The 13,552-nt window shown below is 51.6% G+C and carries 7 protein-coding genes; all 7 read left to right on the top strand.

The genetic code is table 11. The features are described from left to right. The first annotated feature begins 114 nt into the window (after positions 1–114). Positions 115–4,215, top strand: coding sequence for a DNA-directed RNA polymerase subunit beta (gene rpoB, locus QUD59_RS06715; protein WP_286240389.1), 4,101 nt, complete (start codon positions 115–117; stop codon positions 4,213–4,215). A 75-nt stretch (positions 4,216–4,290) separates the two neighbouring features. Next, positions 4,291–8,517: a DNA-directed RNA polymerase subunit beta' gene (gene rpoC, locus QUD59_RS06710; protein ID WP_286240388.1), complete on the top strand. Its 4,227-nt coding sequence runs from the start codon at positions 4,291–4,293 to the stop codon at positions 8,515–8,517. A 134-nt stretch (positions 8,518–8,651) separates the two neighbouring features. Next, positions 8,652–9,026 carry a 30S ribosomal protein S12 gene (rpsL, locus tag QUD59_RS06705; protein WP_007021369.1) on the top strand — a complete coding sequence of 125 codons (375 nt, stop codon included), beginning with the start codon at positions 8,652–8,654 and terminating at the stop codon, positions 9,024–9,026. 124 nt (positions 9,027–9,150) lie between these two features. After that, positions 9,151–9,621: a 30S ribosomal protein S7 gene (gene rpsG / locus QUD59_RS06700; protein ID WP_286240386.1), complete on the top strand. Its 471-nt coding sequence runs from the start codon at positions 9,151–9,153 to the stop codon at positions 9,619–9,621. A gap of 18 nt (positions 9,622–9,639) precedes the next feature. Then, positions 9,640–11,733, top strand: a complete 2,094-nt coding sequence (fusA, locus tag QUD59_RS06695) for an elongation factor G (protein WP_286240385.1) — start codon at positions 9,640–9,642, stop codon at positions 11,731–11,733. Between the two features lie 35 nt (positions 11,734–11,768). Further along, on the top strand, positions 11,769–12,992 hold the full coding sequence (gene tuf / locus QUD59_RS06690; RefSeq protein WP_286240384.1) for an elongation factor Tu: 1,224 nt from the start codon (positions 11,769–11,771) through the stop codon (positions 12,990–12,992). A 242-nt stretch (positions 12,993–13,234) separates the two neighbouring features. Further along, a complete protein-coding gene (gene rpsJ, locus QUD59_RS06685; RefSeq protein ID WP_075174125.1) occupies positions 13,235–13,546 on the top strand; it encodes a 30S ribosomal protein S10 in 312 nt (103 codons plus the stop codon). Positions 13,547–13,552 lie beyond the last annotated feature (6 nt).

Below are 13,552 nucleotides of genomic sequence, written 5' to 3'. Positions count from 1 at the left end.
AAAATGCCACCGGCCTTTTTCCGTTATTTATAGACAGCAAATAAATAGCGGTAACACAGTCCGGAACGGGGTTTCGGCCTGCTTATAAATTGGTGCACTTGCTGGGGAACACTGATGGCTTATTCATACACTGAAAAGAAACGCATCCGTAAGGACTTCGGTAAACTGCCGCAAGTAATGGATGTGCCTTACTTGCTGGCAATACAGCTCGACTCCTATAAGAAGTTTTTACAGACTGGGGTTGAACCGGCAGATCGTCTGGATGCTGGTCTGCATGCAGCATTTAACTCTGTCTTCCCAATCGTGTCCTATTCCGGAAATGCATCTCTGGAATACGTTGGCTATCGTCTGGGTGAGCCTGTATTTGACGTGAAAGAGTGTCAGATACGCGGTATTACATACGCCGCCCCTCTGCGCGTTAAAGTTCGTCTGGTTATCTATGACCGTGAATCCAGCAACAAAGCCGTAAAAGATATTAAGGAACAGGAAGTCTACATGGGCGAAATGCCCCTGATGACTGAAAACGGCACCTTCGTTGTTAACGGTACTGAGCGAGTTATCGTATCTCAGTTGCACCGTTCACCAGGTGTGTTCTTCGACCACGACAAGGGTAAAACTCACTCCTCCGGTAAGCTGCTGTATTCTGCACGCGTTATTCCTTACCGTGGTTCGTGGCTGGATTTCGAATTTGATCCAAAAGACAGTCTGTTTGTACGTATCGACCGTCGTCGTAAGCTGCCGGCAACTATCCTGCTGCGCGCACTCGGCTATGAAGCTGAAGAGATGCTGGAAATCTTCTTCGACAACACTTCATGGAAGCTGAGCGACGATGCGATTCACATGCAGCTGATTGCTGACCGTCTGCGTGGCGAAACGCTGTCTTTTGAAGTGAAAGACCCTGAAGGTAATGTGATTGTTGAGCCGGGCCGTCGTATCACGCCACGTCACATCCGCCAGATGGCTAAAGCGGGTATGGAACAGCTTGAAGTACCAATGGAGTACCTGGCTGGTAAAGCGATCGCCCGTGATATTGCAGACCCTTCTACCGGTGAACTGATCTGTGGATGTAACGCAGAGATTACTGAAGATCTGGTTGAGAAGCTGCGCGCTGCGAACATCACTGATTTTGAAACGCTGTACACCAATGATCTGGACTGCGGTCCGTTCATCTCCGACACGCTGCGTAATGATCCGACCCGTAACCAGTTGGAAGCGCTGGTTGAGATCTACCGCATGATGCGTCCTGGTGAGCCGCCAACAAAAGAATCTGCAGAAGCACTGTTCGAGAACCTGTTCTTTACGGAAGAGCGTTACGACCTGTCTGCCGTTGGTCGCATGAAGTTCAACCGTCGTCTGGGCCGTGAAGCGGTGACCGGTTCCGGCGTACTGGACAAAGAAGACATTCTGGAAGTGATGAAGACCCTGATCGATATCCGTAACGGTAAAGGCACCGTTGATGATATCGACCACCTGGGTAACCGTCGTATCCGCTCCGTGGGCGAAATGGCTGAAAACCAGTTCCGTGTAGGTCTGGTACGTGTTGAGCGCGCCGTTCGTGAACGTCTGAGCATGGCTGAGTCCGATAACCTGATGCCTCAGGATCTGATCAACGCCAAGCCGGTTGCTGCAGCCATTAAAGAGTTCTTCGGTTCTTCTCAGCTGTCTCAGTTTATGGATCAGAACAACCCGCTGTCTGAAGTGACTCACAAGCGCCGTGTATCCGCGCTGGGTCCGGGTGGTCTGACCCGTGAGCGTGCCGGCTTTGAGGTGCGTGACGTACACCCGACTCACTACGGTCGTGTATGTCCGATCGAGACACCTGAAGGTCCGAACATCGGCCTGATTAACTCGCTGGCAACCTTTGCCCGTACCAATGACTACGGTTTCCTGGAAACACCATACCGTCGCGTGGTAGACAGCAAGGTTACCGATGAGCTGGATTACCTGTCTGCCATCGAAGAGAACACCTTCGTTATCGCGCAGGCATCTGCAACCATGGATGACGAAGGTCGTCTGGTTGATGACATGGTTACCGTTCGTCACCTCAACGAAACCACGGTAATGGCACCCGAGAAAGTTCAGTACATGGACGTTTCTCCACGTCAGGTTGTATCCGTTGCGGCATCGCTGATCCCGTTCCTGGAACACGATGACGCGAACCGTGCATTGATGGGATCGAACATGCAGCGTCAGGCTGTGCCAACACTGCGTGCTGATAAGCCGCTGGTTGGTACCGGTATCGAGCGTAACGTGGCACAGGACTCCGGTGTATGTGTGGTTGCCCGTCGCGGTGGTCTGATTGAATCGGTTGATGCCAGCCGAATCGTTGTTCGTGTTAACGACGACGAAGTGGTAGCGGGCGATGCAGGTGTAGATATCTACAACCTGACCAAATACACCCGTTCCAACCAGAACACCTGCATCAACCAGCGTTCCATTGTGAACCCGGGTGATGTGGTTAAGGTTGGCGATGTTATGGCCGACGGTCCGTCTGTCGATATGGGTGAGCTGGCGCTGGGTCAGAACATGCGTATCGCGTTCATGCCGTGGAACGGTTACAACTTCGAGGACTCCATCCTGATCTCTGAGCGTGTCGTTCAGGAAGATCGTTTCACCACTATCCACATTCAGGAACTGACCTGTGTGGCGCGTGATACTAAGCTGGGTTCTGAAGAGATTACTGCGGATATCCCGAACGTGGGTGAATCTGCGCTGGCTAAGCTGGATGAGGCCGGTATTGTTCACATCGGTGCCGAAGTGGGCCCGGGTGACATTCTGGTTGGTAAAGTAACGCCTAAAGGCGAAAGCCAGCTAACACCGGAAGAGAAACTGCTGCGTGCAATCTTCGGTGAGAAAGCGTCTGACGTAAAAGATACCTCACTGCGTGTTAAGACCGGTACTGTCGGTAAAGTTATCGACGTTCAGGTATTCACACGTGACGGCGTACAGAAAGATGAGCGTGCTCTGTCGATCGAGAAATCCGAACTGGATGCGATCCGCAAAGACCTCAACGAAGAGCTGCGCATTGTTGAGCAGGCAACCTTCGAGCGTCTGCAGAAAGTGCTGGTTGGTCTGAAAGCTGACGGCGGTGCTGGCCTGAAGAAAGGCGAAGAGATCACGGCTGAATTCCTGTCGGGTCTGAGCAAGTCTGACTGGTTCAACATCCGTGTTGCTGACGAGAACGCTGCTGAACAGCTTGAGCTGGCTCAGAAGCAACTGGAAGATCGTAAAGAGTCTCTGGATAAGCGCTTCGAAGATAAGAAGAGCAAGCTCCAGACCGGCGATGATCTGGCACCGGGCGTGCTGAAGATCGTTAAGGTTTACGTAGCTACCAAGCGTCGCGTACAGCCGGGTGACAAGATGGCAGGTCGTCACGGTAACAAGGGTGTAATCTCCGTTATCATGCCGGTTGAAGATATGCCATACGATCAGAATGGTGAGCCGGTAGACATCGTACTGAACCCGCTGGGTGTACCGTCCCGAATGAACGTTGGTCAGATCCTTGAAACACACATGGGTATGGCTGCGAAAGGTCTGGGTCGTCGTATCAACGAGATGCTGGATCAGGAGCGTGAGCGCGCTGAGACTGTCTCTGAAATTCGCAGTTTCCTGGATCAGATCTACAATGCTGACCTGGGTGCGGGCATGAACAGCCGTACAGAAGATCTGGATAACTTCACCGATGAAGAGATTCTGGAACTGGCGAAGAACCTGTGTGGCGGTGTCCCACTGGCGACGCCGGCATTCGACGGTGCCAAAGAGGTTGAGCTGAAGAGCCTGCTGCGTCTGGCGGGGCTGGATGACAGTGGTCAGACTACCCTGTTTGATGGTCGTACCGGTAACAAATTCGATCGCCCGGTCACCGTAGGTTACATGTACATGCTGAAACTGAACCACCTGGTAGACGACAAGATGCACGCGCGTTCTACCGGTTCTTACAGCCTGGTTACTCAGCAGCCGCTGGGTGGTAAGGCTCAGTTCGGTGGTCAGCGCTTCGGTGAGATGGAGGTATGGGCACTGGAAGCTTACGGTGCGGCATATACTCTGCAGGAGATGCTCACAGTTAAGTCCGATGACGTGAATGGCCGTACCAAGATGTATAAGAACATCGTGGATGGCGATCACCGTATGGAGCCGGGTATGCCGGAATCCTTCAACGTACTTATTAAAGAGATTCGTTCTCTGGGTATCGACATCGAGCTCGAATCCGAATAAGCGCATAACTGTATACCAGGCGGGGGTCGCCCGAGCGGCGGCCTCAAGCAAGAACTCCGTTAGGAGCTTGAAAGAATGAAAGATCTGCTGAATCTGCTTAAAACACAGGGCCAATCTGAAGAGTTTGACTCGATCAAGATCTCACTGGCCTCTCCGGAAATGATCCGTTCATGGTCTTACGGCGAAGTTAAAAAGCCGGAAACCATTAACTACCGTACCTTCAAGCCAGAGCGCGAAGGTCTGTTCTGTGCCAAGATTTTTGGCCCGGTAAAAGACTACGAGTGTCTGTGCGGTAAGTACAAGCGCATGAAACACCGCGGTGTTATCTGCGAGAAGTGTGGTGTTGAAGTGACCCTGGCGAAGGTTCGTCGTGAGCGTATGGCGCACATCGAACTGGCCTCTCCGGTTGCTCACATCTGGTTCCTGAAATCGCTGCCGTCCCGTATCGGTCTGATGCTGGATATGACGCTGCGTGATATCGAACGCGTACTGTACTTCGAATCTTTTGTTGTTATCGATCCGGGTATGACCACGCTGGAGCGCGGTCAGCTGCTGAACGATGAACAGTACTTCGAAGCGCTGGAAGAGTTCGGTGATGATTTCGATGCCCGCATGGGTGCAGAAGCGGTTAAAGAGCTGCTGTCTTCTATCGAGCTGGAAGAAGAAGTTAACCAACTGCGTGAAGAACTGCCGCAGACTAACTCTGAAACCAAGATCAAGAAGCTGTCCAAGCGTCTGAAATTGCTGGAAGCATTCTACAAATCCGGTAACAAGCCGGAGTGGATGATTCTTGAAGTGCTGCCGGTTCTGCCGCCAGATCTGCGTCCTCTGGTACCGCTGGATGGTGGTCGTTTCGCGACTTCAGATCTGAACGATCTGTACCGTCGTGTTATCAACCGTAACAACCGTCTGAAGCGTCTGCTCGACCTGAACGCACCTGACATCATTGTGCGTAACGAAAAACGTATGCTGCAGGAATCAGTTGATGCGCTGCTGGATAATGGTCGTCGCGGTCGTGCGATCACCGGCTCCAACAAGCGTCCGCTGAAATCTCTGGCAGACATGATCAAAGGTAAGCAGGGTCGTTTCCGTCAGAACCTGCTGGGTAAACGTGTAGATTACTCTGGCCGTTCCGTAATCGTGGTAGGTCCATACCTGCGTCTGCACCAGTGTGGTCTGCCTAAGAAAATGGCGCTGGAACTGTTCAAGCCGTTCATCTTCTCCAAGCTTGAGCTGCGTGGTCACGCGACTACGATTAAAGCCGCTAAGAAGATGGTTGAGCGTGAAGAAGCACTGGTATGGGATATTCTGGATGAAGTTATCCGTGAGCATCCGGTACTGCTGAACCGTGCGCCTACTCTGCACCGTCTGGGTATCCAGGCATTTGAACCTGTACTGATTGAAGGTAAAGCGATTCAGCTTCACCCGCTGGTATGTGCGGCATACAACGCTGACTTCGACGGTGACCAGATGGCGGTACACGTACCGCTGACAATCGAAGCACAGCTTGAAGCGCGTGCTCTGATGATGTCTACCAACAACGTACTGTCTCCTGCGAACGGTGAGCCTATCATCGTACCGTCACAGGACGTTGTACTGGGTCTGTACTACATGACGCGTGAGCGTGTAAACGCTAAAGGTGAAGGCATGGTATTTGCCGACATCGAAGAGATCGCGCGTGCACAGGGTGCTGGCCAGCTGGATCTGCAGGCTAAGATCAAAGTACGTATCACTGAGAACATCCGCGACATCGAAGGTAATCTGGAAACCGTTACCGAGATGAAAGAAACCACAGCCGGTCGTGCGCTGTTGTTCGCTATCGTTCCTGCGGGTCTGCCTTACGAGCTGGTTAACCAGCCGATGAAGAAAAAGGCGATCTCCCGTCTGTTGAATGAGGCGTACCGTCGTTGTGGTCTGAAAGATACGGTTATCTTTGCTGACCAGCTGATGTATATGGGCTTCCGTCAGGCGACGATGTCCGGTGTATCTATCGGTGTAAACGACTTCGAGATTCCAGAAGAGAAAGTGACCATCATCAACGAAGCAGAAGCTGAAGTGCTGGATATCGAACGCCAGTTTGCTGATGGTCTGGTAACGCAGGGTGAGAAATACAACAAGGTTATCGATATCTGGTCCCGCGCTAACGAGCTGCTGGCTAAGAAGATGATGGATAACCTGAAAACCGAGCCGGTTGTAACCAAAGACGGTGATTCTTCCGAGCAGGAATCCTTCAACTCGGTTTACATGATGGCGGACTCCGGTGCCCGAGGTAGTGCTGCACAGATTCGTCAGCTTGCCGGTATGCGTGGTCTGATGGCGAAGCCGGACGGCTCCATCATCGAGACGCCAATTACCGCGAACTTCCGTGAAGGTCTGAACGTACTGCAGTACTTCATCTCGACCCACGGTGCACGTAAAGGTCTGGCGGATACCGCACTGAAAACTGCGAACTCCGGTTACCTGACTCGTCGTCTGGTAGACGTGGCGCAGGATGTGGTTATCACTGAGAGCGACTGCGGTACCACAGAAGGTCTGAGCATGGTGCCTCTGATCGAAGGTGGCGACGTAGTGGTTGCACTGGGCGATCGTGTCCTTGGTCGTGTGGTTGCTGAAGATGTACTTGATCCGGCTGGCGTTGATGTACTGATTGAAGCCGGTACCCTGATCGATGAAGCCTGGAAGCACCGTCTGGAAAATGACGAAGCTTACTCCTCTATCGATGAGATCAAAGTACGTAGCGCAATTACCTGTCGTACCCGTCACGGTATCTGCGCAAGCTGTTACGGTCGTGATCTGGGTCGTGGCCATCTGGTTAACCCGGGTGAAGCCGTGGGTGTTATCGCAGCTCAGTCTATCGGTGAGCCGGGTACACAGCTGACCATGCGTACGTTCCACATCGGTGGTGCGGCGTCACGGGCAGCGGCTGTTGACAGTATTCAGGTTAAGAACGGCGGTGAAATTCGTCTGCACAACCTTAAGTTTGTAGAACGTCCGGATGGTGCTCTGGTAGCAACCTCCCGTTCCGGTGAGCTGGGTGTGACCGATGAGCACGGTCGTGAGCGTGAACGTTACAAGCTGCCTTACGGTTCTGTAATCAAAGTGAAAGACGGCAGCGCCGTTGAAGCGGGCGATATCGTCGCTAACTGGGACCCGCATACGCACCCGATCATCTCTGAGGTGGCAGGTCGCGTTGAGCTGTCAGGCATGGAAGACGGTATTACCGTTAAGAGCCAGACAGACGAGCTGACAGGTCTGTCGACCACTGAGGTTCTGGACGTTAAAGATCGTCCGGCTGCGGGTAAAGATATCCGTCCGATGATCAAACTGCTGGATGCAAACGGCAATGACGTAATGCATCCGGGTACCGATTCAGCAGCACAGTATCTGCTGCCGGCTAAAGCGATCATGAACCTGTCCGATGGGGCAGAGGTTCAGGTAGGTGATGTTCTGGCACGTATTCCTCAGGAAGGTACCGTGAACAAGGATATCACCGGTGGTCTGCCACGAGTGGCTGACCTGTTTGAAGCGCGTAAGCCGAAAGAATCTGCAATTCTGGCGGAAGTGTCCGGTATCGTTGGCTTCGGTAAAGAGACGAAAGGCAAGAAACGTCTGGTGATCTCTCCGAACGATGCTGAGCCGCATGAAACCATGATCCAGAAATGGCGTAACCTCAACGTGTTCGAAGGTGAGCAGGTTGAGAAGGGTGAGGTGATCTCCGATGGTCCTTCTAACCCGCACGACATTCTGCGTGTCCTGGGTGTGGAAGAGCTGGCTAAATACATCACCGGTGAAATCCAGGATGTATACCGTCTGCAGGGTGTAGGCATCAACGATAAGCACATTGAAGTTATCGTTCGCCAGATGCTGCGTAAGGTAGAGATTATCTCTTCCGGTGACTCTACTTTCATCCCGGGCGATCAGGTTGAATACCAGGCGGTTCTGGCTGAGAACGAGGAGCTGGAAGCAGCAGGTAAGATCCCGGCTAAGTACGACCGTGTACTGCTGGGTATCACTAAAGCTTCCCTGGCGACAGAGTCCTTTATCTCTGCAGCATCCTTCCAGGAGACTACACGTGTCCTGACCGAAGGTGCGGTAACCGGCAAGCAGGACTTCCTGCGTGGCCTGAAAGAAAACGTGGTTGTAGGTCGACTGATCCCGGCGGGTTCTGGTCTGGCTTACCACGAAGAACGCAAGCGCAAGCGTGCCCTGCCTGCTGAAGGTGAAAGCATGACTGTGAGCGCGGAAGAGGTGCAACAGGCACTGACCGAAGCGCTGAATGCGTCTATGCCAGATGCTGAATAACTGTTTTATTGAATAAATAGTATCCAGTATTTGACGATCGGGGCCGGAATTGATTAAAATTCCGGCCCCTTTGTGGTTGGATTTCAAAAAATCCAATTTTTTATGGTGTTAAATCAAAACGTGGAGTTTGCTTAATGGCAACGATTAACCAGCTGGTACGTAAACCACGTAAGCGCAAAGTTCAGCCAAGCGATGTTCGTGCATTGCAGGCTTGTCCTCAGCGTCGTGGCGTTTGTACCCGTGTTTACACCACTACTCCGAAAAAACCGAACTCTGCACTGCGTAAAGTATGCCGTGTTCGTCTGACCAACGGCTTCGAGGTTGCTTCCTACATTGGTGGTGAAGGTCACAACCTGCAGGAGCACAGCGTTGTTCTGATTCGTGGTGGTCGTGTTAAGGACCTTCCAGGTGTTCGCTATCACACTGTGCGTGGCGCACTGGACTGCTCAGGTGTTAATGAGCGTAAGCAAGGCCGTTCTAAGTACGGTGCTAAGCGTCCTAAATCTTAATCGATGTCCCTGCGGCGAAGCTTCTAGTACTGCTAAAAGCTAAACCGAATACACGGTAAGAGTAAGGCCTTGCATCAATTGCTTGGAATACCTGAAGACCTTTTAATGAATTGAGGGCTTATCAATGCCTAGAAGACGCGTCGCTGCAAAGCGCGAAATTCTGCCGGATCCTAAGTTCGGCAACACAGTTCTGGCTAAATTTATCAACCATGTAATGGTTAGCGGCAAAAAATCTGTTGCTGAGAAGATTGTGTACGGCGCACTGGACAAGATCCAGGAACGTACAGACCAGGACCCACTGGAACTATTTGAAAAAGCTCTGGAAGCGATCCAGCCTGCAGTAGAAGTTAAGTCCCGCCGTGTTGGTGGTGCGACTTATCAGGTGCCTGTAGAGGTTCGTCCTGCACGTCGTATGGCTCTGGCTATGCGTTGGGCTGTAGATTCTGCTCGTAAGCGTGGTGAGAAATCCATGGCGCTGCGTCTGGCAGGTGAGCTGATCGATGCATCTGAAGGCCGCGGTGCGGCTGTTAAGAAACGTGAAGACGTGCATCGTATGGCTGAAGCGAACAAAGCATTCGCTCACTACCGCTTCTAAGATACTGAGGATTAAGTCGTGGCTCGTAAAACTCCAATCGCACGTTACCGTAACATCGGTATCTGTGCGCATGTTGATGCCGGTAAAACGACTACCACGGAGCGTATCCTGTTCTACACCGGTCTTTCTCATAAGATCGGTGAAGTACATGATGGCGCTGCGACCATGGACTGGATGGAGCAGGAGCAGGAGCGTGGTATTACCATCACTTCTGCTGCTACCACCTGTTTCTGGAAGGGCATGAACCAACAGTTCGATGATCATCGAATTAACATCATCGACACCCCGGGACACGTTGATTTTACCATTGAGGTAGAGCGTTCCCTGCGTGTACTGGATGGTGCGGTTGTTGTGCTTTGTGCCTCCTCAGGTGTGCAGCCTCAGACTGAGACTGTATGGCGTCAGGCCAACAAATATGAAGTTCCGCGCATGGTGTTCGTCAATAAGATGGACCGTATTGGCGCGGATTTCTTCATGGTTGTTGATCAACTGAAAGAGCGTCTTGGCGCGAATGCAGTGCCAATTAACTTCCCTATCGGATCTGAAGAAGATTTCGTCGGTGTGGTTGATCTGGTGCGCATGAAAGCCATCATGTGGAATGCAGAAGATCAGGGCATGACCTATGAGCTGGAAGATATTCCGGCGAATTTGCAGGATCAGGCGGAAGAGTTGCGTGAGCAACTGGTTGAAGCGGCTGCTGAAGCGTCTGAGGATCTGATGGACAAATACCTTGAAGAAGGTGAGCTGTCCGAAGAAGAGATCAAGCAGGGCCTGCGTGCCCGTACGCTGGATAACGACATTGTTCTGGTTCAGGCAGGTTCTGCCTTTAAGAACAAAGGTGTTCAGGCAGTACTGGATGCAGTCATCGAATACATGCCGTCCCCGGTCGAGGTAAAAGCGATCGAAGGTACACTGGACGACGCTGATGAGACTGTTGCGCAGCGTGAAGCAGATGATGATGCACCGTTCGCGGCGCTGGCTTTCAAAATTGCTACGGACCCGTTTGTCGGAACTCTGACCTTTGTGCGGGTTTACTCCGGCGTACTGAAATCCGGTGATGCTGTATTCAACTCGGTTAAAAGTAAAAAAGAGCGTGTCGGCCGTATGGTGCAGATGCACTCCAATAACCGGGAAGAGATCAAAGAAGTGCGTGCGGGTGATATCGCTGCACTGATCGGCATGAAGGATGTTACTACAGGCGATACCTTGTGTGACGGAGACAACAAAATTGTCCTTGAGCGCATGGAATTCCCGGATCCGGTAATTTCCGTTGCAGTTGAGCCTCGATCTCAGGCCGACCAGGAAAAGATGGGTATTGCACTGGGCAAACTGGCTCAGGAAGATCCCTCCTTCAAGGTCGAGACCGACAAAGAAACAGGTCAGACTATCATCTCCGGTATGGGTGAGTTGCACCTTGATATCATCGTGGATCGAATGAAGCGTGAGTTCAAGGTCGAGGCCAATATCGGTAAACCGCAGGTAGCCTACCGCGAGAAAATCCGTCAGCCTGTTGTTGCAAACCATAAGTTTGCGCGTCAGTCCGGTGGTCGTGGCCAGTATGGCCATGTTGTTGTTGAGTTCAGTCCTTCTGATCAGGAAGGTCTGGAATTTATCAACGAAGTCGTCGGTGGTGCTATTCCTAAGGAATATATTCCAGCAGTACAGAAAGGCATCGAAGAGCAGATGCACAATGGTGTTATCGCGGGCTACCCGCTGATCGGCTTGAAAGCCCGCCTGTACGATGGTTCCTTCCATGAAGTTGACTCCAACGAAATGGCGTTTAAAATCGCTGCATCTCAGGCGCTGAAAAAGTACGCGCAGGAAGCTAGTCCCTGCCTGCTTGAGCCGATGATGAAAGTTGAAGTTGTGACCCCGGAAGATTACATGGGTGACGTGATGGGTGACCTTAATCGTCGTCGTGGATTAGTCCAGGGTATGGAAGATAGTTCTTCGGGTAAGATTATCAACGCTCAGGTGCCGCTGGGTGAAATGTTCGGTTATGCAACCGACCTTCGCTCTGCTACCCAGGGTCGTGCGACTTATTCGATGGAGTTTCTCGAGTACGCGGAAGCGCCGCAAAATGTCGCCGACGCTGTAATCAATCAGAACTAATATTTTATTCGCCTAATTACTTGAGGTAATGAAAAGTGGCTAAAGAACAATTTGAACGCACAAAACCGCACGTTAACGTTGGTACAATCGGCCACGTTGACCACGGTAAAACTACTCTGACAGCAGCTCTGACTCGTGTAGCGGCTGAAGTATTCGGTGGTGCAGCGGTAGACTTCGCTAACATCGATAACGCTCCTGAAGAACGTGAGCGTGGTATCACAATCGCGACTTCTCACGTTGAGTACGATACGACTGAGCGTCACTACGCGCACGTAGACTGCCCGGGCCACGCTGACTATGTTAAGAACATGATCACTGGTGCGGCTCAGATGGACGGTGCGATTCTGGTATGTGGTGCGACCGACGGTCCAATGCCACAGACTCGTGAGCACATCCTGCTGTCTCGTCAGGTAGGTGTACCTTACATCGTAGTATTCCTGAACAAAGCAGACCTGCTGGCAGAAGACTGTGGTGGTGCAGATTCTGAAGAATACGCAGAGATGCTGGAACTGGTAGAAATGGAGCTGCGTGAGCTGCTGGATCAGTACGAATTCCCGGGCGACGACACTCCAATCGTTCCAGGTTCTGCACTGATGGCTCTGAACGGCGAAGACGACAACGAGCTGGGTACTACTGCAGTTAAGAAACTGCTGGAAACTCTGGATTCTTACATCCCAGAGCCAGAGCGTGCAATCGACGGTGCATTCATCATGCCTATCGAGGACGTATTCTCTATCCAGGGTCGTGGTACTGTAGTAACCGGTCGTGTAGAGCGCGGTATCATCAAAGTTGGTGAAGAAGTTGAGATCGTAGGTATCAAAGAAACTACGACTACTACTTGTACTGGTGTTGAGATGTTCCGTAAGCTGCTGGACGAAGGTCGTGCAGGTGAGAACATTGGTGCGCTGCTGCGTGGTACTAAGCGTGAGGAAGTTGAGCGTGGTCAGGTACTGGCTGCTCCAGGTTCTATCACTCCTCACACTCGTTTCGAGGGTGAAGTTTACGTACTGTCCAAAGAAGAAGGTGGTCGTCACACTCCATTCTTCAAAGGCTACCGTCCACAGTTCTACTTCCGTACAACTGACATCACTGGTGCATGTGAGCTGCCAGAGGGTGTAGAAATGGTAATGCCAGGCGATAACGTTCAGATGGACGTTACCCTGATCAACCCAGTTGCGATGGAAGAAGGTCTGCGCTTTGCGATCCGTGAAGGCGGTCGTACTGTAGGTGCAGGCGTTGTATCTAAAATCGTTGAGTAATTAATACTCTCTGATTTCAAAAGGCCCTCCTTGTGAGGGCTTTTTTGTGTCTGGCGCAAATAGCAGCATCAGAGCCAATCGGTGGATAGAAGTGGGTTGGTTTAGATTTGTTTGTTATTTGTACAAAATATTCGGCAATTAGGTTGACCTGATTAGCTGACCTAAGTAGAATTTGCGTCCCCCTCATTGTAGGGGGAGGTCGGCTATGCCGTTAAATAATTTTTTGGAAATGTGTGATCGAAATGCAGAATCAGAAAATTCGTATTCGTCTGAAAGCCTTTGATCATCGCTTGATCGACTCTTCTGCGCAGGAAATCGTTGATACTGCGAAAAGAACAGGCGCTCAGGTACGGGGCCCGATCCCGCTTCCTACTCGCAAAGAACGCTACACAGTTCTGATTTCACCTCACGTGAACAAAGATGCACGTGATCAGTATGAAATCCGTACTCACAAGCGTGTTCTGGACATCGTTGAGCCAACTGAAAAGACAGTTGACGCACTGATGAAGCTGGATCTTGCTGCGGGTGTTGAAGTGCAGATCAGCCTCGGCTAATAAGGC

Source organism: Neptuniibacter halophilus (assembly GCF_030295765.1).
GTDB lineage: Bacteria > Pseudomonadota > Gammaproteobacteria > Pseudomonadales > Balneatricaceae > Neptuniibacter > Neptuniibacter halophilus.
This window is presented reverse-complemented; position numbering and strand designations above follow the sequence as displayed.